The sequence below is a fragment of the Streptomyces sp. NPDC059816 genome (assembly GCF_042732055.1).
In the GTDB taxonomy this organism is placed as follows: Bacteria; Actinomycetota; Actinomycetes; order Streptomycetales; family Streptomycetaceae; genus Streptomyces.
This window is the reverse complement of record NZ_JBHWIQ010000027.1, coordinates 97,343-123,603: the sequence shown is the minus strand read 5'-3', so window position 1 is coordinate 123,603 and position 26,261 is coordinate 97,343. Positions and strand designations below refer to the sequence as shown.

The following is a 26,261-nucleotide window of genomic DNA, read 5'->3' as shown; positions in this document are numbered from 1 at the left end:
ACATGACGGTGATCTTCACGCAAGCGTCAACCATGGAGATCACCACCAGCACATCACAGGATGCGACTGATCAGTTACCCAACACTTTCTGAGACCGTCCCGCACCCCGGCCGGCCCCGGGAACGGTGCACCCTCTTGCGGGGGCGGGTTGCGGCGCAGCGCTCGCGCCCCGCCCCGGCCCGCCCCCGGACGTTGCGGCCTAGCCGTCGCTGTTGGCCGCCTTGACCAGCGCGTCCTTCGTCACGGCACCGACGTACACCGTGCCGTCGTCCGTCACCAGGGCGTTGATCAGACGCGTGGAGTACACCGTCCCCGAACCGAAGGAACCGGAGACCTTGTCCCCGAGGGAGTCGAGGAACTGCTGGGCCGCGCCCGCCCCTTCGTCTCCCCGGCCGGACTCGCCGGACGCGGCGGACCCGCCGGGCTCACCGATCCGGGCGATGGTGCTCCAGCCCTCACCGAGGGTCTTCGACCCCGCGCCGCTCTGGGCACTGCCGAGGCCGGGCAGCCCGAAGCCGTCGAACCGGCCCAGGTCCTTTGAGCCCTTGTCGTTCTTGGCGTCCGCCAGGTCGTCCGCCTCGGTGACCTCGGCCCCCTTCGGCGGGGTGAAGTCGAACGTCGAGGCCGCGGGCTTGGCGAAGTCGACCTTGGTGAAGCTGACGTCGACGATCGCGCTGCCCCCGGATGCGGGCACCAGCGTGAACTTCAGCGGGACGCCGGTCTTCGCGTCCACCGCGATCTGCACCGAACCGACCGTGGAACCGGCCTGCTTCGGCTTGAGGACGAGCTTGTAGGCGTCCCGCCCGGCGACCCGGGAGCTGCCGTCCACCGTGACCGACGTGGTGTCGCCGGCCGCCTTGAGCACCTCGTCGGCGAACTCCTTCGGCGTGGCGGGCACGTCCGCACCACGCTTCGGGGCGTCCTCGCCGGGGGCGCCCGCGGTGACGTCCTTCGCGTGGAAGACCTGGTTGGAGCCGCTGTCGTAGGCCCAGACGTCACCCTCGTTCTGGATGAGGCTGTACTCGGAGCCCTTGCCCAGGATCGACAGCTTGGTCCGCTCGGGGCCGTCGGCCGCGACGCGCAGCGTGTGCGTGCCCGAGGCGAGTTCCATCAGCTTGGACTGCGGGTCCGCCGAACCGCTGCCGCCTTCCCCGGCCTCCGGCACGAAGGAGCTCAGCGCGTCACCGAAGTCGGGCAGTCCCAGATCGGTGCTGATCTTCACCGTGCCGGACAGCTGCTCGGTGTCCGAGGCGGCGATCTTCTCGATGAGCTGCTGGGCGCTGATCTTCGGCAGGTCCGGATCGCCCGAGTCGGCGAGCGCGGGGACCAGGCCTATGGTCGCCGCCGCCACTCCCACGACCGTCACCGGGACGGCGTACCGGGCCGCCCGGCGGCGTCCCGCGCGGGGGCGTGCCGGGCGTGCGCCCGGCTCGTTGTCCGCGCCGGAAGTCTTGTTGGATTCGTACGGTGCCATGTGTGCCCTACCTCCGTGGTCGGCGGCGACCTTCCGTATCCCTCTTGGGTCCACCCCGCGCCGCCATTCTCACTCGAACTGCTCAGGAGTGGTCTTCCTCCATGACACCAAACCGGAGGCGGTGGGGCGTCAGACCTCGGAGCCAACTTCACGTACTGCCCGGGTATGACATGAGTGCGGGAACGCTTACCCCTCCCGTAGGGGATGGTCCGGATCGGGGGCCGGATCGAGGAGGGCCGGGCCGCAGGGACAGCGCCGGGAGACTCAACCGGCGCGGTGCACCACGGCGTCACACAGTTCGACCAGCGCGGCCTTGGCATCGCACTCGGGTAGCGGGTCCAGGGCGGCGCGCGCGTCCTCGGCGTAGCGCACGGTGTCCTTGCGGGCCTGCTCCAGCGCGGGATGCGCCCGCAACCGGGTCAGGGCCTCCCGGTGCCGGGCGTCATCGCTCAGGTCGGAGGCGAGGAGTTCGCACAGGGCGAGGTCGTCCGGGTCGCCGAGTCGTTCCGCGCGCTCCCGGAGCCGCAGCACGGGCAGGGTGGGGATGCCCTCGCGCAGGTCGGTCCCCGGCGTCTTGCCCGACTCGTGCGAGTCGGAGGCGATGTCCAGGACGTCGTCCGCGAGCTGGAAGGCGATGCCGAGCCGTTCGCCGTACTGCGTCAGCACGGTCACGACCGTCTCGTCGGCCCCGGACATCATCGCGCCGAAGCGGCCGGCCACGGCGATCAGGGAGCCGGTCTTGCCGCCGATCACGTCGAGGTAGTGCGCCACCGGGTCGCGCCCGTCCTGGGGGCCCGCGGTCTCCAGGATCTGCCCGGTGACCAGTCGCTCGAACGCCTCGGCCTGGATGCGGACGGCCTCCGGCCCCAGGTCGGCCAGGATGTGCGAGGCGCGCGCGAACAGGAAGTCGCCGGTCAGGACGGCCACCGAGTTGTCCCAGCGGTTGTTCGCGCTGGGCACCCCGCGCCGGACGTCTGCCTCGTCCATCACGTCGTCGTGGTACAGCGTCGCCAGGTGCGTCAGCTCGACGACGACGGCCGCGGGCACCACCCCGGGCGAGTCGGGATCGCCGAACTGGGCCGCCAGCAGTGCCAACAGGGGACGGAACCGCTTGCCCCCGGCACGGACCAGGTGCTGGGCCGCCCCCGTGATGAAGGGCACCTCGCTCTTGGTGGCGTCGAGCAGCCCCTCCTCGACAGCAGCCAATCCGGCCTGGACATCGGCTTCGAGAGCCTGGTCCCGCACGCTCAGCCCGAAAGGCCCGACGACGGTCACGAGGGGGTCTCCTGTCTGCTGACGATCACTAGGTCGTACACATGGCTGGTCGATGTGTCGCTGCCCTCACTCAAGTCAGCGTATCCGGTCCCCTTTCGATCACTGTGAGCCCCCGCCCGCCCATGGCGGTCGGCACGCGATCGACGTTGCCGCGTTTTTGATCAGCTCATCTGATTTCACCCGAGATAGAGGAGAAACCACCGAAAGGCAGGAAAAGCCAGCTCCGGGACAAGGTTCCCATCCCCGCGCAACGTCTCGACCACCACCCCCGCCCAGGAACAGCCCACCGGAAAATGCACGCACCCCATCAGGGACCGGAAGGTGGACGCACCCCATCAGGGGCGCGGGGAACTGCGCGAACCCTCAGCGCACCGGACAGGAACCGCGCACGCGCAGCGGGACGTACCCGATCAGGGCAGCGCTCCCGCCCAGGGACAACGCACCGGAAGGTGGACGCACTCGATCAAGGGGCGCGGGGAACTGCGCGAACCCGAAGCGCACCCCACAGGAACCACGCACGCGCAGCGGAACCGCACTCGCAGCGGGACGTACGCGCAGCGGAACGCACCCGCCCAGGGACAAGCGCCCCGGCCCACCGACCCCGCTCAGGGCCGGGCGCGCCCCGCCCGGGCCCGCGGACGGGCCTGACTCACGATCCCCGCCCGGAGCCCCGGCGCCGCCCCGTAGAGCCGCTCCAGCACCACCGCGACCCCGTCGTCCTCATTGGACACGGTGATCTCGTCGGCGACGGCCTTGAGGTCCTCGTGCGCATTGGCCATGGCGACCCCGTGGGCCGACCACAGGAACATGGGAATGTCGTTGGGCATGTCGCCGAAGGCGAGGGTCGCCGCCGGACCGACGCCGAGCAGCGCGGCGGCCCGCGCCAGAGCGGTGGCCTTGGTGATGCCGAACGGCTGGAGCTCCACCGCGCCGGGGCCCGCCATCGTGATGGTGACGAGGTCGCCGACGACCGCGCGGGCCGCGGCGGCCAGCGCGTCCTCGGGGAGTCCGGGGCGGTGGATCAGCACCTTGGTCAGCGGTCGGGACCACAGCTCGTCGCGGTGCCGGGCGCGCTCCCCCGACAGGGTCGGGTGGGTGACCGTGAAGCCGGGCTCCATGAGCATCAGCCCGTCCGTGCCGTCCTGATTGACCGCCGCGTACACGGAGCCGACCTCCGCTTCGATCTTGCCGAGTGCGACCTCGGCGATCTCCCGGTCGAGCGTGACCGACCAGACGATCCGCCCGGTGCCGGCGTCGTAGAGCTGGGCGCCCTGACCGCACACCGCGAGCCCCTGGTGACCCAGTCCGCGCAGGACCGGCACGACCTGCGGAACGGGCCGGCCGGTGGCCACGATGTGCGTCGCGCCCGCCGCGACGGCAAGGGACAGGGCGGCGCGGGTGCGCGGCGAGAGGGAGTCGTCGTCGCGCAGCAGGGTGCCGTCGAGATCGGTGGCGATGAGGGCGAGTGCAAGTGCGGGCATGATCCCGAGAATACGGACGCCGCACGCCCAACGGGCCGACAGCGGCCAGGAGATGACCGAGAGGGGGTCGGTGCGGTAATGGAGTCTGACGGTATTTCAGGCTCCGTCCGGCCCCGGCGCGGCCCGCTCCCGAACACCCCTGCGTACGAAGCTCTCCATGCGCCCGTCTGTGCGAGGACGGTCTTGGGTCACCGGCTGCGGCTCCGCACCGGCGAACGGCAGCTCGGCGGCGATCCGCGCCGCCCGCTCAAGACTCTCGCAGCCCGGCGGGCAGGAGCTGGCGATGCGCTCCTCGGCCTCCGGATACGGCCCGTCGGCGGCGGCCGGGGCGCCGACCTGTCGACGCACGCGCCAGGCCAGAACAACGCCGGCCGTAGGCGCCCGGAAGCTCGCCGCTCTCGCGGCACTTCTTGCCGGACGCCTACGGCCGGCGTGTCCCACCGCCTTCACGGCTTACCGCCCCGAGTCGGACACGAAGCCGCCTCAGGAGGGGCGCGTCGCCTTGCCGTCGAGCCAGAGGGTGTCGGAGTCGTCGCGGTGCGAGCCGGTCGTACCGACGTGCTTCGCGTCGATGCGAGGGCCGTTCTTGATCACGTGAACCAGGGCCATGCCGTGACCGCGCCCCAGGCCGTAGTCCTCCTTGAGCCACACGAGGATCGCTCCCGCCTTGGTGGACGGGTCGTCGAAGCCACGCTCCTGCGCCAGTGCGATGAAGGCGCGGGGGGTCAGTCCGGTCTTGGTCTCGATGGTGTCCAGGTAAGCCTGAAACGACATGTGATCCTCTCCGATGGTCGAAGGTGAAGGGCAGGCAGGTCAGGCGGGCTGGTAGGTCAGGTCCAGCACACCGGTGGAGAAGGTCTTCGAGGCGGTGAGGCGCAGGGGGACCCGGCCCGCGCCGTCGGGGAACAGGCGCATGCCGGCGCCGAGCACGATCGGGTGCACCATGAGCCGCAGTTCGTCCAGGAGACCCGCCTCCAGGAGGGTTCGGGTCAGGCTGATGCTGCCGGAGAGGTTGATGTTCCCACCGGGCTGCTGCTTGAGGTCCTTGAGGAAGGCGATGACGTCGCCGTCGATGACGGTGGTGTTGTTCCAGTCCGCCTCGTTCAGGGTGGTCGAGGCGACCAGCTTGCGGATGCCGTTCAGCGCGTCCGCCATCGGGCCGGTGCGCTTCGGCCAGGCCGCGGCGAACGTCTCGTAGGTCAGACGCCCCATCAGCAGGGTGTCCGCTTCGGCCTGAAGCTGGGCGAGAGCCGCGCCCATCTCCTCGTCCAGGTAAGGAAAGTGCCACTGCTCCGGCGCTTCCACCACTCCGTCCAGCGACACGAACAGCCCCGCTGCGATCTTGCGCCCCGTGGTCGTCATGACCCGTTCCCTCCGTTGGCGATGGCATCCGGGTCGACCCCGGCTCCAGTACTGGACCGTACAGTACTCACGCGAGTACTGAACAGTCCAGTACTATTCCGAGGATGCCAAGGAGGCGGACATGCAAGGACCCGAGGACGGTCGCTCGGCCCGCAAGCGCAAGGCGATCATGGAGGCGGCCACCGAGTTGTTCCTGCGCAAGGGCTACCCAGGCGCCAGCATGGACGAGATCGCCGCCACGGCCGCAGTGTCCAAACAGACCGTGTACAAGCAGTTCACGGACAAGGAGACGCTGTTCTCCGCCATCATCACCAACGCCAGCAGCAAGGTCGGCCCGTTCGTCGAGGTCGTCAACGCCCTGCGCGACACCGACGACCTCGACGGGGACCTGACCGAGCTCGCCCGGCGCTACATCACCACCGTCGTCGAGCCCCGGGGGCTGCAACTGCGCAGGCTGCTCGTCGCGGAGGCCGACCACTTCCCCGAGGTGGCGGCCGACTACTACCGGCGCGCGCCCGAGCGGACCATCGCCGCTCTGGCGGCCTGCTTCGAGCACCTCGCGGCACGCGGGCTGCTGCGGTTGAACGATCCGCTGCTCGCCGCACGTCACTTCGCCTGGCTCATCCTGGCCATCCCCATGGACCGCGCCATGTTCTTCAGCCGCGACGACATCCAGAACCGGGCCGAACTCGAACGGCTGGCCGATGAAGGGGTCCGCGTGTTCCTCGCCGCCTATGCGGATCGAGAGGCCGCACAGGCGGATCGGTAGACGGCCGGGCCCTGCGGGTCGGTAGACGGCCGGGCCCTGCGGGTCGCTGGGCCGGGCCCTGCCCGTCGCGCGGGGTGGTGTGGGTCGGGCGCTGGTCGGGCGCACAGCCTCGGGCACGGCGAGCCCTTCCGTCCCTGCCCCCGCACCACCACGGGGACGTAACGTGTGCCCCAACCACACGGAAAGTGAGGCAGTAGCGATGCCCGACCCCCACGAGCACACCCCGCTCGACCGTCCCCAGGGCGACCCCCTCGACCTCGCCGCGGGTGACCCCTTCGGTCCGCACAACCTTCCGTACGGTGTCTTCTCCCTGCCCGCCCCGGACACCTCCCCCACCGCCCCGGGAGCTGCCGGCACCCCGGACGCACGCCGGGTCGGCGTGCGCCTCGGGAGCCACGTCCTCGACGCCGGGGCGGTCGCCGCGGCGCTCGGTTCGCCCTACGTGTCGCTGCTCGCGCGGCCCACCCTCAACCCGCTGCTCGCGGCCGGTCGCACCGCCTGGAGCGACGTGCGGCGCGCGCTGACCGCGTGGGTGACCGTGCCGGCGCACCGGGAGACCGTACGACCGCTGCTGTACCCGCTGTCCGAGGTGACGTTGCACCTGCCGTTCGAGGTGGCGGACTATGTCGACTTCTACGCGTCCGAGAACCACGCGCGCAACGTCGGACAGATCTTCCGCCCCGACGCCGAGGACTCCCTGACGCCCAACTGGAAGCACCTCCCGATCGGTTACCACGGCAGGTCGGGCACCGTGGTCGTGTCCGGGACCGACGTGGTCCGGCCGCAGGGGCAGCGCAAGGGTCCCGACGATCCGGCGCCGGTGTTCGGGCCCTCGGTGAAGCTCGACATCGAGGCCGAGGTCGGATTCGTGGTCGGCGTCCCCTCCGCACAGGGTTCCCCGGTCGCCCTCGGGGACTTCCGCGAGCACGTCTTCGGGCTGTGCCTGCTCAACGACTGGTCGGCGCGGGACCTCCAGGCATGGGAGTACGTGCCGCTCGGCCCGTTCCTGGGCAAGTCCTTCGCCACCTCGGTCGCCGCCTGGATCACCCCCCTCGACGCCCTCGACGACGCCCGGACCGCCCCGCCGCCGCGCACCCACGCACTGCTGCCGTACCTGGACGACTCCCCCGAGGCGTCCGGCGAGCCGGGCGGTCAGGAGCCCGGCGGCTACGACCTGCGCATCAGCGTCGCGATCAACGGCCGGACCGTCGCCGAACCGCCCTTCGCCACGATGTACTGGACGGCCGCGCAGCAGCTCGCCCACATGACGGTGAACGGCGCCTCGCTGCGCACCGGCGACCTCTACGGTTCCGGGACCGTCAGCGGCCCCCGGCCGGACCAGCGCGGCTCCCTGCTGGAGCTCACCTGGAACGGGCGGGACGCACTGGACCTCCCCGACGGCCCGCGCACCTTCCTACGGGACAAGGACGAGGTGACCCTCACCGCCTGGGCCCCGGGTCCGGACGGCGTCCGGGTCGGCCTCGGCGAGGTGCACGGACGGGTCGTCGCGAGCGGCTGAACGGCTGCCACCGGCTCGGCCGCGCGGCGGACGGGAGCAGCGCGCCCCGCCGGGCGGCCGACCGGGCGATCAGCCGCCCGGACGATCACCCGGGCGGTCACCAGCCGAGGTCGTCCGGCTCCTCCGGCTCGGCGCTCCAGTCGAACGCGTCGTCCGCGGCCGAGGCGACGGCTTCCCGGCCGGGGGCCCGCGTGGCGGTCCGCGCGCCCGACGGCGCACCACCGGTGTCCGGAGCCGGCGAGGCGGAGGCAGCCGGGGCCGACGAAGCCCCGCCGTCCGACGCACCCGAGCCGGTGGACGCATCCGAGCCGGTGGACCCGCCCGCGCCCGTCGCCGCCAGGACACCGAGCACGCCCTCGCCGTAGGTCGCGAGCTTCTTCTCGCCCACGCCGCCCACCGAGCCGAGCTCCGCGACGGTCGCGGGGGCGAGCGCCACGATCTCCCGCAGGGTGGCGTCGTGGAAGATGACGTACGCCGGCACGCCCTGCTCCCGCGCCTGCTCGGCCCGCCAGGCGCGCAGTGCCTCGAAGACCGGCAGCAGCTCGGGGGCCAGGTCGACGGGGGCCTTCGCCTTGCGTTCGCCCGCCGGCGCCCGGGCCGGACGGGAGGTGGGCCGCTCGGGCTCCTTGCGCAGGGGCACCTTGCGCTCCCCGCGCAGCACCGGCCCGCTCCCCTCGGTGAGCACCAGGGTGCTGTACTCGCCCTCGACCCCGATGAGTTCCATGGCCAGCAGCTGCCGCATGACCCCGCGCCACTCGGCCTCGCTCAGGTCCTCGCCGATGCCGAACACCGAGAGCTGGTCGTGGTCGAACTGGATGACCTTGGCCGTCCGGCGCCCCCGCAGGATGTCGACCAGGTGGACGGCCCCGAACTTCTGCCGCCGCTCGCGGTCCAGCCGGACGATGGTCGACAGCACCTTCTGCGCGGCCACCGTGCCGTCCCAGGTCTCGGCCGGGGTCTGGCAGGTGTCGCAGTTGCCGCAGCTCTCCTGCTCGGGTTCCTGGCCGAAGTACCGCAGCAGTCGCGCCCGGCGGCACTCCACGGTCTCGCACAGCGCCAGCATCGCGTCCAGGTGGGCCCCGGCCCGGCGCCGGAACGCCTCGTCGCCGTCGCCCGACTGGATCATCCGGCGCTGCTGGACCACGTCGTTGAGCCCGTACGCCATCCAGGCCGTGGACGGCAGCCCGTCCCGGCCCGCGCGTCCCGTCTCCTGGTAGTAGCCCTCGACGGACTTCGGCAGGTCGAGGTGGGCGACGAACCGGACGTCGGGCTTGTCAATGCCCATGCCGAAGGCGATCGTCGCCACGACGACCAGACCGTCCTCGCGCAGGAAGCGGGACTGGTGATCGGCGCGGGTGCGGGCGTCGAGACCCGCGTGGTACGGGACGGCGGCGATGCCGTTGCGCACCAGGAACTCCGCCGTCTTCTCCACCGACGCGCGTGACAGGCAGTACACGATGCCCGCGTCGCCCGCGTGCTCCCGCTGGAGGAAGGACAGCAACTGCTTGCGCTGCTCGGCCTTCGGCACGATCCGGTACTGGATGTTGGGCCGGTCGAAACTCGCCTCGAAGTGCCTGGCCCGGGGCATGCCGAGCCGTGCGGTGATCTCCTGGTGCGTGGCGGCGGTCGCCGTGGCCGTGAGGGCGACCCGGGGGACGTCGGGCCAGCGCTCGCCGAGCACGGAGAGCGCCAGGTAGTCGGGCCGGAAGTCGTGGCCCCACTGGGCGACGCAGTGCGCCTCGTCGATCGCGAAGACCGAGACCTCGCCGCGGGACAGCAGATCGAGGCTGGACTCCAGCCGCAGCCGCTCGGGAGCGAGGTACAGCAGGTCCAGCTCGCCCGCGACGAACTGGGCCTCGACCGTCCGCCGCTCGTCGAAGTCCTGCGTGGAGTTGATGAAGCCGGCGCTGACACCGAGGGCGCGCAGCGCGTCCACCTGGTCCTGCATCAGCGCGATCAGGGGCGACACCACCACGCCCGTACCCCGTCTGACCAGGGCCGGGATCTGGTAGCAGAGCGACTTGCCGCCGCCGGTGGGCATGAGGACCACGGCGTCGCCACCGGCGACCACGTGTTCGATGACCTCTTCCTGGTCCCCGCGGAACGCCTCGTACCCGAACACCCGCCGCAGCGTGTCCAGCGCAGCACTGCGCTCACGCTCCGCCACGGCCGTCGCTTCCGCCCCCGCCATCTCCGTCACCCCGGTCACCTGATCCCCGTCCACCTCGTCCACCTCGACCACGCACCCCACGATAGGCGCACCCGCCGACAGCATGACGAGTTATCCACAACCCGGCCGAAGCGCGCGATCCCCGACTACCCGTTCACCCGTTCACGGGTCACCGGCCGATCACCGGCCGATCACCGGCCAGCAATAATTGACCGATCGTTCCCGATACCCCTAGGGTCACGCCGTGGCCAGGACCAAGGAATTCGATCCGGACGCCGCCCTCCAGTCAGCCCTTGAGCTGTTCTGGCAGCGCGGCTACGAGGCGACCTCGATGACGGACCTCGTCGAGCACCTGGGCATCGGCCGCGCCAGCATCTACGCGACCTTCGGCAACAAGCACGAGCTGTACCTGAAGGCGATGGACCGGTACGTCGAGCTGCGTGACCCGCCATTCCTCGCCGAGCTGTCGCAGCCGGGCCCCGTCCTCCCGGCGGTACGGGCGGTGGTGCGGCGCTTCGCCGCGGAGGCCGCCGCCCCCGAGACCCGACGGAACGGCTGTTTCATCACCAACACCGCGGCCGAGCTGGCACCGCACGACGCCGCGGCGGCCCACCGGGTCGAGATCAGCTGGGAACACGTCGAGACCCCGTTGCACTCCGCGCTGGTACGGGCCCAGGCCCAGGGCGAGCTGCCCGCGGACCGTGATCCGCGGGCACTGGCCCGGCTGCTCTTCGTGATGCTCCAGGGCGTGCGGATCGTCGGCAAGGCGTCGGACAATCCGGCCCGGGTGCGGGACGCGGCCGAGCAGGCACTGACCCTGCTGGACTGAAGCACGCCGACCACGCCACCCCCGCCGCCCCACCTCACCCCATTCCGCCCCGCCCCACCTCACGTCACCTCGGCCACCTCACACCCACCTCAGTCACGGAGACCCCACACCCTGCCCGAATAATGGACCGATCGGTCAAAATTAGGGGGAGGACATGACCGTCACGGGCACCGCCCACCACGCCACCCACCAGAAGCAGCAGCGATACGCCTTCGTCCTACTCGGCAGCGTCCAGGCCACCCTGATCTTCACCTTCACCTCGATCTCCGTACCGTTACCCCTCATCGAGCGCGAACTCGGCCTGCAACACGCCGACTTGATCCTGCTCAACGCCGCCTACGGACTGACCTTCGCCGGGCTGCTGCTCTGGGGCGGACGCCTCGCCGACCGCTACGGCGGGCGGCCGACCCTCACGGCGGGCCTGGCCCTCTTCGGTGCCGCATCGGCCGCCGCCCTGCTCGCCCCCGGCCTGGGAACCCTGCTCGTCGCGCGCTTCGTGCAGGGCGCGGGAGCGGCTCTGATCGCCCCCGCCGCCATGGCCGTGCTGCGCACCGTCTTCCCCTCCGCCGCCGCGTACGGCAGGGCGATGGCCGTCTGGGGCGGGCTCTCGGTGCTCGGCGCGACCGCGGGCAACCTGCTCTCCGGCGTCGTCGCCACCCTGCTGTCCTGGCGCGGGACCTTCGCCGTACCGCTCGTGGTGGCGGTGGCGGCCCTCGTTCTCGCCCCCCGATTGCCGCTCGACACCACCCCGAGCCGGGGCCGGGCGCTCGACCTGACGGGCGCCCTGCTCGCCACCGCGGGGATCACCTCCACCAGTTACGGGCTCGTCGTCACCCACACCCTGCCCTGGTCGTCCGGCAGCGTGCTCGTGCCGCTGCTCGGCGGGACCGCGCTCCTGGTCGCCTTCTGGTGCGTCGAGCGCCGCGCCCGCGACCCGCTGCTGCCGCCCAGCTTCCTGCTCGACCGGCGTCGGGCCGCCGCGCTCGCGGCCATCGCCCTGAGCGCCTGCGGAACCTCACTGACCTTCCTGGTCCTCTCGCTCCACCTCCAGCAGGAGCGCGCCTGGTCACCGCTGCGCACCTCGGCCGCGTTCGTCCCGTTCGCCGTCGCACTGATCGCCGCGGGTCGCGCGGCCGGACCGCTCATCGACCGGTACGGGGCCCGGACCGTCACCGCCGCCGGGCTGGGCACCGGCGCGGTCGGCCTCGCCCTCCTCGCGCTCACCGGGACCGACGCCCACGTCCCCTACGGGTACGGGCTGCTGCCGGGCCTCGTCCTGTTGTCAGCCGGTGCGGGGGCCTCCTTCGCGGGGGCCGCGGTGCTCGCCACCGAAGGCGTGTCGGAGCAGCAGAGCGGGCTCGCGGGCGGCGTGCTGAACACCGCGATGGAGTTCGGCCCGACCGTCCTGTTCGCGCTCCTGCTCGCGCTCGGCGACGACGCCGCGTCCTTGGCCGCGACGGGCACCGCGCTCGCCGCCGTCGCCCTCCTGAACCACCGCACCCGACTGTCCACCACGTCCAAGGAGTCACCGCAATGAACCGTTTCCCCGGCAAGACCGTCCTCGTCACCGGCGCGGGGTCCGGCATCGGGCGCGCCGTCGCGCTCGCCTTCGCCGCGGAGGGCGCGTCCGTGGTCGTTGCGGGGCGCACCGCGGCGCCCCTGGACGAGACGGTCGCCCTGATCGAGGCGGCCGGCGGCACGGCCGCCGCCGTCACCGTCGACGTCACCGACTCCGACCGGCTCCGCAACCTCGTGCGGGAGAGCGTCGACCGCTTCGGCTCCCTGGACGTCGCGGTCAACAACGCGGGGATACTCCGCGGCACCGTGCCCGTCGCGGAGGTGAGCGAGGAGGACTGGGACGCGGTGCTGCGGACCAATGTCACCGGTGTCTGGCTGGCCATGAAGCACGAGATCGCGCACATGCGGGAGAACGGCGGCGGCACCATCGTCAACGTCTCCTCCAACCTGGGCGCCCACCAGCGCATCCCGAACGCCGCCGCGTACCTGACCTCGAAGGCGGCGGTCTCCGCGCTGACCCGGGCCGCCGCGCTGGACCACATCCACCAGGGCGTCCGCATCGTCGCGGTGAGCCCCGGGGCCGTGGACGCCCCGATGTCGTTGCGGCCCGGCGAGACGGCGGCGGACCGTGCCGAGCGGATGAAGACGGAGAACCCGCTGGGCCGGGTCGCGCAGGCGGCGGAGGTGGCGGAGGCGGTGCTGTACCTCGCCTCGCCCGCGGCGGGTTCGGTGGTCGGCGCCGACCTGGTCATCGACAGCGGCTCCTCGGCCTGACCGTTCCCGGCGCCGTACCGGGCGGGAACACGTCGACGGCCCGCCGGGGGGCGGGCCGTCGAGGTGTCGAGCCGGTGCGCGCCGGGTGGATCAGCGCACGAACACCCCTGCCTGACCTGCGAGGTCGAGGAAGTACTGGGGGGCGACGCCCAGTACCAGGGTCACCGCGACGCCCACGGCGATCGCCGTGGAGGTCAGCACGGAGGGCACCGCCACGGTCGGCCCCTCGGGGTTCGGCTCGCTGAAGAACATCAGCACGATCACCCGGATGTAGAAGAACGCGGCGATCGCGGAGGACAGCACACCGACCACGACCAGCGCCCCGGCGCCCCCTTCGGCCGCCGCCTTGAAGACGGCGAACTTGCCCGAGAAGCCGGAGGTCAGCGGAATGCCGGCGAAGGCCAGCAGGAACACCGCGAACACCGCCGCGACCAGGGGCGAGCGCCGGCCGAGCCCCGCCCATTTGGACAGGTGCGTGGCCTCGCCGCCGGCGTCGCGCACCAGGGTGACCACGGCGAAGGCGCCGACGGTCACGAAGGAGTACGCGCCCAGGTAGAAGAGCACCGAGGAGACGCCCTCCGGGGAGGCCGCGATGACACCCGCGAGGATGAATCCCGCGTGCGCGATGGACGAGTAGGCGAGCAGTCGCTTGATGTCCGTCTGGGTGATCGCGACGATCGCACCGCCCAGCATGGTGAGGATGGCGATGCCCCACATCACCGGTCGCCAGTCCCAGCGCAGCCCGGGCAGCACCACGTACAGCACGCGCAGCAGCGCGCCGAAGGCGGCGACCTTGGTGGCCGCGGCCATGAACCCGGTGACGGGGGTCGGCGCGCCCTGGTAGACGTCCGGGGTCCACATGTGGAACGGCACCGCGCCGACCTTGAACAGCAGGCCCATGATCAGCATGGCCGCGCCGACGAGCAGCAGGGCGTCGTTGCCCATGGTCTCGGCGAGCGCCGGGGTGACCTCGGCGACGGTGCCGTCGACGACCTGGGCGATGGTGGCGTACGACACGGAGCCTGCGTACCCGTACAGCAGGGCGATGCCGAAGAGGGTGAAGGCGGAGGCGAAGGCGCCGAGCAGGAAGTACTTGACGGCCGCTTCCTGGGAGATGAGCCGCTTGCGGCGGGCCAGCGCGCACAGCAGGTACAGCGGCAGCGAGAAGACCTCCAGGGCGATGAACAGCGTCAGGAGGTCGTTCGCGGCGGGGAAGACGAGCATCCCGCCGATCGCGAACAGGGCGAGCGGGAACACCTCGGTGGTGGTGAACCCGGCGCGGACCGCGGCCTTCTCGCTGTCGCTGCCGGGGACGGCGGCCCCCTGGGCGGCGAAGGAGTCGACGCGGTTGCCGTGGGTGGCCGGGTCCAGGCGCCGTTCGGCGAAGGTGAAGACCGCGACGATCCCGGTCAGCAGGATGACGCCCTGGAGGAACAGGGCGGGGCCGTCGACCGCGATGGCGCCCATGGCGGCGATGCCCGCCTTGGTGGTGGCGTACCCGCTCGCGGCGAGGGCCACCACTGCGGCGAAGGCGGCGGCCAGGGCGCCCACCGACAGCAGGAGTTGGGCGTGGTAGCGCGCTTTGCGCGGGACCGCGGCTTCCACGAGGATGCCGAGGACCGCCGCGACGATCACGATCAGGACGGGCGAGAGCTGCCCGTACTCGATCTTGGGTGCGTCGATCTTGTTGAGGGGATCGGCCGCTGTTGTCCACAGGCTGTGGACGGCTGATGCGTTCACTTGGCCGCCTCCACCTCGGGCTGGGGGTCCTTCTTCTGGACGTCGGACATGGTGTGCTCGACCGCCGGGTTGACGATGTCCGTGAGCGGCTTCGGGAAGACGCCCAGGAAGAGCAGCAGGGCGATCAGCGGGGTCACGACCACGAGTTCCCGCACCCGTAGGTCGGGCATGGACGCGACTTCCGGTTTGACCGGGCCGGTCATCGTCCGCTGGTAGAGGACGAGCACGTACAGCGCGGCCAGGACGATGCCGAGGGTCGCGACGATCCCGGCGGCCGGATAGCGCGAGAAGGTGCCGACCAGGACGAGGAACTCACTGACGAACGGGGCCAGTCCGGGCAGCGAGAGGGTGGCGAGCCCGCCGATCAGGAAGGTCCCGGCGAGCACCGGGGCGACCTTCTGGACTCCCCCGTAGTCGGCGATGAGCCGGGAGCCGCGCCGGGTGATCAGGAACCCGGCGACGAGCATCAGGGCCGCCGTCGAGATGCCGTGGTTGACCATGTACAGCGTGGCGCCGCTCTGACCCTGGGAGGTCATCGCGAAGATGCCGAGCACGATGAACCCGAAGTGGGAGATCGACGCGTACGCGATCAGGCGCTTGATGTCGCGCTGGCCGACCGCGAGCAGCGCCCCGTACACGATGCTGATCAGGGCGAGCACGATCACCACCGGCGTGGCCCACTGGGACGCCTCGGGGAACAGGCCCAGGCAGAAGCGGAGCATCGCGAAGGTGCCGACCTTGTCGACGACGGCGGTGATCAGCACGGCGACCGGTGCGGTGGACTCGCCCATCGCGTTGGGCAGCCAGGTGTGCAGCGGCCACAGGGGCGCCTTCACCGCGAAGGCGAAGAAGAAGCCCAGGAACAGCCAGCGTTCGGTGCTGGTCGCCATCTCCAGCGAGCCGTTGGCGCGGGCCTCGGCGATCTCCTGGAGCGAGAAGCTCCCGGCGACCACGTAGAGGCCGATCACCGCGGCGAGCATGATGAGGCCGCCGGCGAGGTTGTAGAGCAGGAACTTGACCGCGGCGTAGGAGCGTTGGGTGGCCGCGGCCTTGTCGCCGCCCTCGTGGGCCCGGTCCCCGAAGCCGCCGATGAGGAAGTACATCGGGATGAGCATGGCTTCGAAGAAGATGTAGAAGAGGAAGACGTCGGTGGCCTCGAAGGAGAGGATCACCATCGCCTCGACGGCGAGGATCAGGGCGAAGAAGCCCTGGGTCGGGCGCCAGCGGGAATTGTGGGTCTCCAGCGGGTCGGCGTCGTGCCAGCCGGCGAGGATGATGAACGGGATCAGCAGCGCGGTGAGCGCGATGAGGACCACGGCGATGCCGTCGACCCCGAGTTCGTAGCGCACCCCGAAGTCGCTGATCCAGGAGTGCGATTCGGTGAGCTGGTAGCGGTCGCCGCCCGGTTCGAAGCGGACCAGTACGGCGACCGCGAGGGCCAGGGTGGCCAGCGAGACGAGCAGCGCCAGCCACTTGGCGGCGGTGCGGCGGGCGGCGGGGACGGCGGCGGTGGCGATCGCACCGAGCGCCGGGAGCACCGCCGTCGCGGTGAGCAGGGGAAAGGACATGGCTTCAGACCGCCCTCATGAGCAGGGTCGCGGCGATGAGGACAGCCGCGCCGCCGAACATCGAGACCGCGTACGAGCGCGCGTAACCGTTCTGGAGTCTGCGCAGCCGCCCCGACAGTCCACCGACGGAGGCGGCGGTGCCGTTGACGACCCCGTCGACCAGGGTGTGGTCGACGTACACCAGGGAGCGGGTGAGGTGCTCGCCGCCGCGGACCAGGACGACGTGGTTGAAGTCGTCCTGGAGGAGGTCGCGACGGGCGGCGCGGGTGAGCAGGGAGCCGCGCGGAGCGAGAACCGGAACGGGGCGGCGACCGTACATGACGTAGGCGACGCCGGCGCCGAGGACGAGTGCGACGACCGTGGCCAGGGTGATGGTCAGGGCGCTGAGCGGCGGGTTCCCGTGCTCGGTGTGGCCGATGACGGGCTCCAGCCAGTGCTGGAAGCGGTCGCCGATGCTGAACAGGGCGCCCGCGAACACCGAACCGAAGGCCAGGACGATCATGGGGATGGTCATCGAGCGGGGCGACTCGTGCGGGTGCGGCGGGTTGCCGTCCGCATCGGGCTGCCAGCGCTTCTCACCGAAGAACGTCATGATCATCACGCGGGTCATGTAGAACGCGGTGATGACCGCGCCCAGCAGGGCCGCGCCCCCGAAGATCCAGCCCTCGACGCCGCCCTTGGCGAACGCCGCTTCGATGATCTTGTCCTTGGAGAAGAAGCCGGACAGACCGGGGAAGCCGATGATCGCGAGGTAGCCGAGGCCGAAGGTGACGAAGGTGACCGGCATGTACTTCCGCAGGCCGCCGTACTTGCGCATGTCGACCTCGTCGTTCATGCCGTGCATCACGGACCCGGCCCCCAGGAACAGCCCGGCCTTGAAGAAGCCGTGCGTCACCAGGTGCATGATCGCGAAGGCGTAGCCCAGCGGGCCGAGACCCGCGGCGAGCACCATGTAGCCGATCTGCGACATGGTCGAACCGGCGAGCGCCTTCTTGATGTCGTCCTTGGCGCAACCGACGATCGCACCGAACAGCAGCGTCACCGTGCCGACGATGGCGACGACCAGCTGCGCGTCCGGGGCGGCGTTGAAGATGGCCCCGGAGCGCACGATCAGATAGACGCCGGCGGTCACCATGGTCGCCGCGTGGATCAGCGCGGAGACCGGGGTGGGGCCCTCCATCGCGTCCCCCAGCCAGGACTGGAGCGGCACCTGCGCGGACTTGCCGCAGGCCGCGAGCAGCAGCATCAGGCCGATCGCGGTGAGCGTGCCCTCGGAGACCTCCCCGGTGGACGCCAGGACCGGCCCGAAGGCGAAGGTCCCGAAGGTGGTGAACATCAGCATGATCGCGATGGACAGGCCGATGTCACCGACCCGGTTGACCAGGAACGCCTTCTTGGCGGCGGTCGCCGCGCTGGGCTTGTGCTGCCAGAAGCCGATCAGCAGGTACGAGGCGAGGCCCACGCCCTCCCAACCGAAGTACAGCAGCAGGTAGTTGTCGGCGAGCACCAGCAGGAGCATCGCCGCGAGGAACAGGTTGAGGTAGCCGAAGAAGCGGCGGCGCCGCTCGTCGTGCTCCATGTAGCCGATCGAGTAGACGTGGATCAGGGTGCCCACACCGGTGATCAGCAGGACGAAGGTCATCGACAGCGGGTCGAGCTGGAAGGCGATGTCCGCCTGGAAGCCCTCGACGGGGATCCAGCTGAACAGGTGCTGGTACAGCGTGCGGTCGTCGGCGCTCCGGCCGAGGAGTCCCGCGAACAGCACCGCACCGATGACGAACGACGCACCGGCGAAGGCCGTGCCGAGCAGATGGCCGGTGCGGTCGAGCCGACGGCCGCCGCAGAGCAGGACCGCCGCTCCGAGCAGGGGCGCCGCGACCAGCAGCGCGATCAGGTTCTCCACGATTCAGGGTCCCCTTACAGCTTCATCAGGCTGGCGTCGTCGACCGAGGCCGAATGCCGGGAACGGAACAGCGACACGATGATCGCGAGCCCGACCACGACCTCGGCGGCGGCGACGACCATCGTGAAGAACGCGATGATCTGCCCGTCGAGGTTGCCGTGCATCCGGGAGAAGGCGACGAGCGCGAGGTTGCAGGCGTTCAGCATCAGCTCGATGCACATGAACACCACGATCGCGTTGCGTCGGATCAGTACGCCGGTGGCCCCGATGGTGAACAACAGGGCGGCGAGGTACAGGTAGTTGATCGGGTTCACTTCGACGCCTCCTCGGGCCGGGTCCGCTCCAGCCGGTCCTCGGAGCTCCGCTCGATGGCCTTCAGGTCGTCGAGCGCGTCCCGGGACACGTCACGGATCTGGCCCCGCGCGCGCAGCGTCTGGTTGACGGTCAGTTCGGACGGGGTGCCGTCCGGCAGCAGACCGGCGATGTCGACGGCGTTGTGCCGGGCGTAGACGCCCGGCGCGGGCAGCGGCGGCACGTGCGTGTTCGCGCGCACCCGCTGCTCGGCCAGCTCGCGCTGGGTCTTCGCCCGCTCGGTGCGCTCCCGGTGGGTGAGCACCATGGCGCCGACGGTCGCCGTGATCAGCAGCGCGCCGGTGATCTCGAAGGCGAAGACGTACTTGGTGAAGATGAGGGCGGCCAGCCCCTCGACGTTGCCGCCGGCGTTGGCCTGGGCGAGGCCCTGCGACTCGGTGATCGCGGCGTTGCCGATCCCCCCGATCAGCAGGGCGCCGAAGCCGAGGCCGCAGGCCACGGCCAACCAGCGCTGGCCCTTGATGGTCTCCTTGAGGGAGTCCGCGGCGGTCACGCCGACGAGCATGACCACGAAGAGGAACAGCATCATGATCGCGCCGGTGTAGACGACGATCTGGACGATCCCGAGGAAGTACGCGCCGTTGGCGAGGTAGAACACCGCCAGGATGATCATGGTCCCGGCGAGACAGAGCGCGCTGTGCACCGCCTTGCGCATCAGGATCGTGCACAGTGCGCCGATGACGGCGACCGTTCCGAGGATCCAGAACTGGATCGCCTCACCCGTCGACGTGGCGGCGGCGAGCTGGTTCACGCCTGGCTCCCTTCCGCCCGCCGGGCCGCCGAAGTGCGCTGTGCCGACGGCTCGGGCACACCGCCCCCGGCGGCCTGGGCGGACTCGTCGCCCTCGGGCTTCTCCCCCTTGGAGACGGCCGCTTGGGGCACCGTCCCCGGAGCTGCACGGGTGATCAGGCCCTTGTAGTAGTCCTGTTCGTCGGCGCCCGGGAAGATCGAGTGCGGGCTGTCGACCATGCCCTCGTCCAGGCCGGCGAGGAGCTGTTCCTTGGTGTAGATCAGGTTCTCGCGGCTGCTGTCCGCCAACTCGAACTCGTTGGTCATCGTCAGCGCCCGGGTGGGGCACGCCTCGATGCAGAGCCCGCACAGGATGCAGCGGGCGTAGTTGATCTGGTAGACGCGGCCGTAGCGCTCACCGGGCGAGTAGCGCTCCTCCTCGGTGTTGTCGGCGCCCTCCACGTAGATGGCGTCGGCCGGGCACGCCCAGGCGCACAGCTCGCAGCCCACGCACTTCTCCAGGCCGTCCGGGTGCCGGTTCAGCTGGTGACGGCCGTGGAAGCGGGGCGCCGTGGTCTTCGGCTGCTCCGGGTACTGCTCGGTCAGCCGCTTCTTGAACATCGCCTTGAACGTCACGCCGAAGCCCGCCACGGGGTTCTGGAACCCCTGCTTGGCCGCCTGGGTGTCGTCCGGCTCGGGGGATCGCTCAGCCATCGGACGCCTCCTTTCCGTCGGTGGTGCCGCCCACGGGTTGCTCGCTCGTCGGGTCCGGCCCGCCGCTGGTGACGAGCTCCCGCTCCCGCCGCGAACGCCTGCGCGGCACGGCCGGCAGCTCCTGGCCGGGCAGCGGGGGCACCGGGAACCCGCCCGCCAACGGGTCGAACGCGGGCGGTTCCACGGCCTGTTCGGCGGCGGTCCGGGCCCGGCCGCGATCGCGGAAGATGTCCACCACGATCGACAGCAACAACAGGGTGAGGATGCCGCCGCCGACGTACAGCGCGATGTCGGCGAAGTCGTAGTTCTCGTTGCGCAGGGTCCGCACGGTGGCGACGAGCATCAGCCACACCACGGAGACCGGGATCAGGACCTTCCAGCCGAGCTTCATCAACTGGTCGTAGCGGACGCGGGGCAGGGTGCCGCGCAGCCAGATGAAGAAGAACAACAGCAGCTGGACCTTGACGATGAACCAGAGCATCGGCCACCAGCCCTGGTTGGCGCCCTCCCAGAACGTGCTGATCGGGTACGGGGCCCGCCAGCCGCCCAGGAACAACGTCACCGACACCGCGGAGACCGTCACCATGTTCACGTACTCGGCGAGCATGAACATCGCGAACTTGATCGACGAGTACTCGGTGTTGAAGCCGCCGACCAGGTCGCCCTCGGACTCCGGCATGTCGAACGGCGCCCGGTTGGTCTCGCCGACCATGGTGACCACGTAGATCAGGAACGACACCGGCAGCAGCACCACGAACCAGCGGTCCGCCTGGGCGTCCACGATCGCCGAGGTGGACATCGAGCCGGAGTACAGGAACACCGACGCGAACGCCGCGCCCATGGCGATCTCGTACGAGATCATCTGCGCGCAGGACCGCAGGCCGCCGAGGAGCGGGTACGTCGATCCGGAGCTCCAGCCGGCCAGCACGATGCCGTAGATGCCGACCGAGGCGACCGCGAGCACGTACAGCATCGCGATCGGCAGGTCGGTGAGCTGCATCGTGGTGCGCTGCCCGAAGATGGACACCTGGTTGTCGGCGGGGCCGAACGGGATCACCGCGATCGCCATGAACGCGGGCACCGCCGCGACGATCGGCGCGAGGACGTAGACCACCTTGTCCGCGCGCTTGACGATGAGGTCTTCCTTGAGCATCAGCTTGATGCCGTCGGCGAGCGACTGGAGCATGCCCCACGGGCCGTGCCGGTTGGGGCCGATCCGCAACTGCATCCAGGCGACGACCTTGCGCTCCCAGACGATGGACACCAGCACGGTCACCATCAGGAAGGCGAAGCAGAACACCGCTTTGATGACCACCAGCCACCACGGGTCGCGGCCGAACATGGACAGGTCTTCCAGGGCGAGCGACGTCAGCGCCGGGGGCGTCATGACTCCACCTCCGTACCCTCCTGTGACGCCGACGCCGGCGGGTCCGCCGGGCCGATCCGGACCAGGGCGCCGGGCAGCGCCCCGGTGTCGGCGGCGACGCCCGCGCCCGCCGAGTTGAGCGGCAGCCACACCACCCGGTCGGGCATCCGGGTCACCTGCAACGGCAGCGCGGTGCTGCCCGCGGGCCCGGTGACGGTGAGGACCTCGCCGTCCGCGACGCCCGCCTCGGCCGCGGTGGCCGCCGAGAGCCGGGCGACGACGGCGTGCCGGGTCCCGGCGAGCGCGTCGTCACCGTCCTGGAGCCGGCCCCGGTCGAGCAGCATCCGGTGGCCCGCGAGCACGGCCTCACCGGCGGCCGGGCGGGGCAGCGCGGCGCCGGCGGTCACCGGGTCGTCGGCCCGCGGACCGCTCCAGCCGCCGAGCCGGTCCACCTCCCGGCGCAGGGTGGCGAGGTCCGGCAGGCCCAGGTGGACGTCCATCGCGTCGGCGAGCATCTGGAGGACGCGCGCATCGGTGGGTGCGACCCGGCGGGCCATCTGGTCGGGCTTGAGCGCGGCCTCGAACGGCCGGGCGCGGCCCTCCCAGTTGAGGAAGGTGCCGGCCTTCTCGGCGACCGCCGCGACCGGCAGCACCACGTCCGCGCGGTCGGTGACCTCGCTGGGCCGCAGTTCCAGGCTGACCACGAACGCGGCCCCGTCGAGCGCGGCACGGGCGCGCGCCGGGTCCGGGAGGTCCTCGACCTCGACCCCGCCGACCAGCAGGGCGCCGAGGACTCCGTCCGCGGCAGCCGCCACCATCTCGGCGGTGTCCCGACCCCGGCGGTGCGGGAGTTCGGCGAGGCCCCAGGCCGCGGCGACCTCCTCGCGGGCCCGCGGGTCGGTGGCCGGCCGGCCGCCCGGCAGCAGGGTCGGCAGGGCGCCCGCCTCGACCGCACCGCGTTCACCGGCCCGGCGCGGGATCCACACCAGTCGGGCGCCGGTCGCGGTGGCGGCCCGCGCGGCGGCCGTCAGACCGCCCTTGACCCCGGCGAGGCGTTCGCCGACGACCAGCACGGCCCCCTCGGTGCGCAGCGCCTCGGCGGCCCCGGTGCCACCGGCCTCCAGACCGATCCCGGTGGCCAGGGCGTCCAGCCACTCGGTCTCGGTGCCGGGGGCGGCCGGCAGCAGGGTGCCGCCCGCCTTCACCAGTCCCCGGCTGGCGTGGGTGGCGAGCGCGAACACCCGCTGTCCGTGGGTGCGCCACGCCTTGCGCAGCCGCAGGAAGACCCCGGGGGCCTCCTCCTCGGACTCGAAGCCGACGAGGAGCACGGCGGGCGCCCGCTCCAGCGTGCGGTACGTGAGTCCGCTGCCGTCGAGGTCCCGGCCGCGGCCGGCGACCCGGGCGGCCAGGAAGTCGGCCTCCTCGGCGCTGTGCACCCGGGCCCGGAAGTCGACGTCGTTGGTGTCGAGGGCCACCCGCGCGAACTTGCCGTACGCGTAGGCGTCCTCCACGGTCAGTCGCCCGCCGGCCAGCACCCCGGCCCGGCCGCGGGCCGCGGCCAGTCCGCGGGCCGCCGCGTCCAGCGCCTCCGGCCAGCTCGCGGGCTCCAGTTCACCGGTGTCGGCGTTGCGGACCAGCGGGTGGGTGAGCCGGTCGGGCCGCTGGGCGTAGCGGAACCCGAAGCGGCCCTTGTCGCACATCCACTCCTCGTTGACCTCGGGGTCGTCGGCCGCGAGGCGGCGCATGACCTTGCCGCGCCGGTGGTCGGTGCGGGTGGCGCAGCCGCCGGAGCAGTGTTCGCACACGCTGGGCGAGGACACCAGGTCGAAGGGGCGGGAGCGGAACCGGTAGGCGGCCGAGGTGAGCGCGCCGACCGGGCAGATCTGGATGGTGTTGCCGGAGAAGTACGACTCGAAGGGGTCGCCCTCGCCGGTGCCGACCTGTTGCAGGGCGCCCCGCTCGACGAGTTCGATCATCGGGTCGCCGGCGATCTGGTTGCTGAAGCGGGTGCAGCGGGCGCACAGCACGCAGCGCTCGCGGTCGAGGAGCACCTGGGTGGAGATGGGGACGGGCTTCTCGTAGGTGCGCTTCCTGCCCTCGAAGCGGGTGTCCGGGGCACCGACCGACATGGCCTGGTTCTGGAGCGGGCACTCGCCGCCCTTGTCGCAGACGGGACAGTCCAGCGGGTGGTTGATGAGCAGCAGCTCCATCACCCCGCGCTGCGCCTTCTCAGCGACCGGGGAGGTGACCTGGGTGCGGACCACCATCCCGTCGGTGCAGGTGATGGTGCAGGAGGCCATGGGCTTGCGCTGGCCCTCCACCTCGACGATGCACTGGCGGCAGGCGCCCGCGGGGTCGAGCAGGGGGTGGTCGCAGAAGCGGGGGATCTCGATCCCGAGGAGTTCGGCGGCGCGGATCACCAGGGTGCCCTTGGGCACGCTGATCTCGACGCCGTCGACGGTCAGGGTGACGAGGTCCACGGGCGGGAGCACCGCGTCGCCGCCCCCGGAGGGGGTGCTCGTGGTGACCGTCATGCGTTCACCTCCGTGGTGTCGGCGGGGTTGTCGGCCCAGGCGGTGGACCGGGCGGGGTCGAAGGGGCAGCCCCGACCGGTGATGTGCTCCTCGTACTCGGCGCGGAAGTGCTGGAGCGAGGAGAAGATCGGCGACGCGGCTCCGTCGCCGAGGGCGCAGAAGGACTTGCCGTTGATGTTGTCGGCGATGTCGTTCAGCTTGTCGAGGTCGCGCATCAGTCCGCGGCCGGCCTCGATGTCGCGCAGCAACTGGACGAGCCAGTAGGTGCCTTCGCGGCAGGGGGTGCACTTGCCGCAGGACTCGTGGGCGTAGAACTCGGTCCAGCGGGTCACCGCGCGCACCACGCAGGTCGTCTCGTCGAAGCACTGGAGCGCCTTGGTGCCGAGCATGGAGCCGGCGGCGGCGACGCCCTCGTAGTCGAGCGGGACGTCGAGGTGTTCCTCGGTGAGGATCGGGGTGGAGGAGCCGCCGGGCGTCCAGAACTTGAGGCGGTGTCCGGGGCGCATCCCGCCGCTCATGTCGAGCAGTTGACGCAGGGTGATCCCCAGGGGTGCCTCGTACTGGCCGGGGCCGGCGACGTGGCCGCTGAGCGAGTACAGGGTGAAGCCCGGGGACTTCTCGCTGCCGAGCGAACGGAACCACTCCTTGCCCCGGTTGAGGATCGCGGGAACCGAAGCGATGGACTCGACGTTGTTCACCACAGTGGGGCACGCGTACAGGCCCGCGACGGCAGGGAAGGGGGGGCGCAGTCGCGGTTGGCCGCGGCGACCTTCCAGCGAGTCCAGGAGAGCGGTCTCCTCGCCGCAGATGTACGCGCCGGCGCCGGCGTGGACGACGACGTCGAGGTCGAGGCCGCTGCCGAGGGCGTCCTTGCCGAGGAAGCCCGCGTCGTACGCCTCGCGCACGGCCTCGTGCAGTCTGCGCAGCACGGGGACGACCTCACCGCGCAGATAGATGAAGGCGTGCTGCGAGCGGATGGCGTAGCAGGCGATGGCGATGCCCTCGATGAGGGAGTGCGGGTTGGCGAAGAGGAGCGGGATGTCCTTGCAGGTCCCGGGCTCCGATTCGTCCGCGTTGACAACTAGATAGTGGGGTTTGCCGTCTCCCTGGGGGATGAACTGCCACTTCATCCCGGTGGGGAAGCCCGCGCCGCCCCGGCCGCGCAGGCCGGATTCCTTGACGTAGGCGATGACGTCGTCGGGCGACATGGCGAGGGCCTTGCGGAGCCCTTCGTAGCCCTCGTGCCGTCGGTAGACGTCCAGTGACCAGGACTTCTCCTCGTCCCAGAAGGCCGACAGAACCGGTGAGAGCAGTTTCTCCGGGTTGCTGTGGCTGATCTCCGGCGCCAAGGTCATCACGCTCCCTCCTCGGTGTCCCCGCTGGCCGGGCCCGCCGGGTGTGACGGGTCGGGTGCCGGCGTGTCCTGCGGGGTCTGCGGTGCGTGCGGGTCGTGGTGTCCGGCGCGCGGGTGGACGACGCGTGCGGCGGACTCGCCGCGGGCCAGGCGCAGTCCGATCAGGGACGCGGGGCCGGCGCCGCCGGTCGCGTCCACGGCTCCGGCGCGCTCGTCGGGGAAGCCGGCGAGGATGCGGGAGGTCTCCTTGAAGCTGCACAGCGGGGCGCCGCGGGTGGGCTCGACGGTGGCGCCGGTGCGCAGGTCGTCGACGAGGCGCCGGGCGGAGGCGGGGGTCTGGTTGTCGAAGAACTCCCAGTTGACCATCACCACCGGGGCGAAGTCGCAGGCCGCGTTGCACTCGATGTGTTCGAGGGTGACCGTGCCGTCCTCGGTGGTCTCGCTGTTGTCGACGCCGAGGTGTTCCTTCAGGCTCTCGAAGATGGCGTCGCCGCCCATGACGGCGCACAGGGTGTTGGTGCAGACGCCGACCTGGTAGTCACCGCCCTGCTTGCGCCGGTACATCGAGTAGAAGGTGGCGACGGCGGTGACCTCGGCGGTGGTCAGGTCGAGCACGTCGGCGCAGAACCGCATACCGGTCCGGGTGACGTACCCCTCCTCGGCCTGCACGAGGTGCAGCAGCGGCAGGAGCGCGGAGCGGGAGTCGGGGTAGCGGGCGATCAGTTCCCCGGCGTCCGCTTCGAGTCGGGCGCGGACGTCGGCCGGGTAGTCGGCGGCGGGCAGCTGGGGCATGCCCAGGCCCACCTCCCG

Annotated in this window: 22 protein-coding genes; 5 read left to right on the top strand and 17 right to left on the bottom strand. The window is 71.3% G+C overall.

Annotated elements, in window-relative coordinates:
* Positions 1–199 precede the first annotated feature (199 nt).
* The 6 genes from ACFV88_RS29395 to ACFV88_RS29370 all read right to left on the bottom strand — a co-directional run bounded on the left by ACFV88_RS29395 (position 200) and on the right by ACFV88_RS29370 (position 5,592).
* Positions 200–1,474 (bottom strand): outer membrane lipoprotein carrier protein LolA, encoded by a 1,275-nt coding sequence (locus tag ACFV88_RS29395; protein ID WP_385495016.1) that lies wholly within the window; start codon positions 1,472–1,474, stop codon positions 200–202.
* Between the two features lie 264 nt (positions 1,475–1,738).
* Complete coding sequence (locus ACFV88_RS29390; protein ID WP_385495015.1) at positions 1,739–2,749, bottom strand: polyprenyl synthetase family protein; 1,011 nt, start codon at positions 2,747–2,749, stop codon at positions 1,739–1,741.
* Between the two features lie 605 nt (positions 2,750–3,354).
* Entirely contained in the window at positions 3,355–4,230 is an 876-nt protein-coding gene (locus ACFV88_RS29385; RefSeq protein WP_385495013.1) for an HAD family hydrolase, read from the bottom strand.
* 96 nt (positions 4,231–4,326) lie between these two features.
* Positions 4,327–4,578: a hypothetical protein gene (locus tag ACFV88_RS29380; RefSeq protein ID WP_385495012.1), complete on the bottom strand. Its 252-nt coding sequence runs from the start codon at positions 4,576–4,578 to the stop codon at positions 4,327–4,329.
* Between the two features lie 135 nt (positions 4,579–4,713).
* Complete coding sequence (locus ACFV88_RS29375; RefSeq protein ID WP_385495011.1) at positions 4,714–5,004, bottom strand: DUF4287 domain-containing protein; 291 nt, start codon at positions 5,002–5,004, stop codon at positions 4,714–4,716.
* Between the two features lie 39 nt (positions 5,005–5,043).
* The gene (locus tag ACFV88_RS29370; RefSeq protein WP_385495010.1) at positions 5,044–5,592 is read right to left on the bottom strand and encodes a dihydrofolate reductase family protein; all 549 of its coding nucleotides are present in this window, start codon (positions 5,590–5,592) and stop codon (positions 5,044–5,046) included.
* Between the two features lie 121 nt (positions 5,593–5,713).
* On the opposite strand from ACFV88_RS29370, the gene ACFV88_RS29365 reads away from it, so the two are divergent.
* Positions 5,714–6,361, top strand: a complete 648-nt coding sequence (locus ACFV88_RS29365) for a TetR/AcrR family transcriptional regulator (RefSeq protein ID WP_385495009.1) — start codon at positions 5,714–5,716, stop codon at positions 6,359–6,361.
* Between the two features lie 199 nt (positions 6,362–6,560).
* Positions 6,561–7,880 (top strand): fumarylacetoacetase, encoded by a 1,320-nt coding sequence (fahA, locus tag ACFV88_RS29360; RefSeq protein WP_385495008.1) that lies wholly within the window; start codon positions 6,561–6,563, stop codon positions 7,878–7,880.
* 97 nt (positions 7,881–7,977) lie between these two features.
* Here fahA and recQ read toward each other — a convergent pair whose 3' ends face one another.
* Positions 7,978–10,071, bottom strand: coding sequence for a DNA helicase RecQ (gene recQ, locus ACFV88_RS29355; RefSeq protein ID WP_385495022.1), 2,094 nt, complete (start codon positions 10,069–10,071; stop codon positions 7,978–7,980).
* A 223-nt stretch (positions 10,072–10,294) separates the two neighbouring features.
* On the opposite strand from recQ, the gene ACFV88_RS29350 reads away from it, so the two are divergent.
* From ACFV88_RS29350 to ACFV88_RS29340, 3 genes are all read left to right on the top strand, one after another.
* Complete coding sequence (locus ACFV88_RS29350) at positions 10,295–10,879, top strand: TetR/AcrR family transcriptional regulator (RefSeq protein WP_385495006.1); 585 nt, start codon at positions 10,295–10,297, stop codon at positions 10,877–10,879.
* A 154-nt stretch (positions 10,880–11,033) separates the two neighbouring features.
* Positions 11,034–12,416 carry an MFS transporter gene (locus ACFV88_RS29345; RefSeq protein ID WP_385495005.1) on the top strand — a complete coding sequence of 461 codons (1,383 nt, stop codon included), beginning with the start codon at positions 11,034–11,036 and terminating at the stop codon, positions 12,414–12,416.
* Positions 12,413–13,171 (top strand): SDR family NAD(P)-dependent oxidoreductase, encoded by a 759-nt coding sequence (locus ACFV88_RS29340; RefSeq protein WP_385495004.1) that lies wholly within the window; start codon positions 12,413–12,415, stop codon positions 13,169–13,171. The genes ACFV88_RS29345 and ACFV88_RS29340 overlap by 4 nt, the downstream gene beginning before the upstream one ends.
* Positions 13,172–13,261: 90 nt before the next feature.
* On the opposite strand, the gene nuoN is transcribed toward ACFV88_RS29340, so the two are convergent.
* From nuoN to nuoE, 10 genes are read right to left on the bottom strand one after another with little or no spacing between them, the layout of a single operon-like run.
* On the bottom strand, positions 13,262–14,911 hold the full coding sequence (gene nuoN / locus ACFV88_RS29335; protein WP_385495003.1) for an NADH-quinone oxidoreductase subunit NuoN: 1,650 nt from the start codon (positions 14,909–14,911) through the stop codon (positions 13,262–13,264).
* On the bottom strand, positions 14,908–16,479 hold the full coding sequence (locus tag ACFV88_RS29330; protein ID WP_385495001.1) for an NADH-quinone oxidoreductase subunit M: 1,572 nt from the start codon (positions 16,477–16,479) through the stop codon (positions 14,908–14,910). The genes nuoN and ACFV88_RS29330 overlap by 4 nt, the downstream gene beginning before the upstream one ends.
* Positions 16,480–16,483: 4 nt before the next feature.
* Positions 16,484–18,382, bottom strand: a complete 1,899-nt coding sequence (gene nuoL / locus ACFV88_RS29325; RefSeq protein ID WP_385495000.1) for an NADH-quinone oxidoreductase subunit L — start codon at positions 18,380–18,382, stop codon at positions 16,484–16,486.
* Between the two features lie 14 nt (positions 18,383–18,396).
* Positions 18,397–18,696, bottom strand: a complete 300-nt coding sequence (gene nuoK, locus ACFV88_RS29320; protein WP_385494999.1) for an NADH-quinone oxidoreductase subunit NuoK — start codon at positions 18,694–18,696, stop codon at positions 18,397–18,399.
* The gene (locus tag ACFV88_RS29315; RefSeq protein ID WP_385494998.1) at positions 18,693–19,505 is read right to left on the bottom strand and encodes an NADH-quinone oxidoreductase subunit J; all 813 of its coding nucleotides are present in this window, start codon (positions 19,503–19,505) and stop codon (positions 18,693–18,695) included. Before ACFV88_RS29315 ends, nuoK begins: the two co-directional genes overlap by 4 nt.
* On the bottom strand, positions 19,502–20,197 hold the full coding sequence (gene nuoI, locus ACFV88_RS29310; protein ID WP_385494996.1) for an NADH-quinone oxidoreductase subunit NuoI: 696 nt from the start codon (positions 20,195–20,197) through the stop codon (positions 19,502–19,504). The genes ACFV88_RS29315 and nuoI overlap by 4 nt, the downstream gene beginning before the upstream one ends.
* On the bottom strand, positions 20,190–21,584 hold the full coding sequence (gene nuoH, locus ACFV88_RS29305; protein ID WP_385494995.1) for an NADH-quinone oxidoreductase subunit NuoH: 1,395 nt from the start codon (positions 21,582–21,584) through the stop codon (positions 20,190–20,192). The genes nuoI and nuoH overlap by 8 nt, the downstream gene beginning before the upstream one ends.
* Positions 21,581–24,097, bottom strand: coding sequence for an NADH-quinone oxidoreductase subunit G (locus tag ACFV88_RS29300; protein WP_385494994.1), 2,517 nt, complete (start codon positions 24,095–24,097; stop codon positions 21,581–21,583). The genes nuoH and ACFV88_RS29300 overlap by 4 nt, the downstream gene beginning before the upstream one ends.
* Positions 24,094–25,455 (bottom strand): NADH-quinone oxidoreductase subunit NuoF, encoded by a 1,362-nt coding sequence (gene nuoF / locus ACFV88_RS29295; RefSeq protein ID WP_385494993.1) that lies wholly within the window; start codon positions 25,453–25,455, stop codon positions 24,094–24,096. Before nuoF ends, ACFV88_RS29300 begins: the two co-directional genes overlap by 4 nt.
* Positions 25,452–26,243: an NADH-quinone oxidoreductase subunit NuoE gene (gene nuoE, locus ACFV88_RS29290; protein ID WP_385494992.1), complete on the bottom strand. Its 792-nt coding sequence runs from the start codon at positions 26,241–26,243 to the stop codon at positions 25,452–25,454. The genes nuoF and nuoE overlap by 4 nt, the downstream gene beginning before the upstream one ends.
* Positions 26,244–26,261 lie beyond the last annotated feature (18 nt).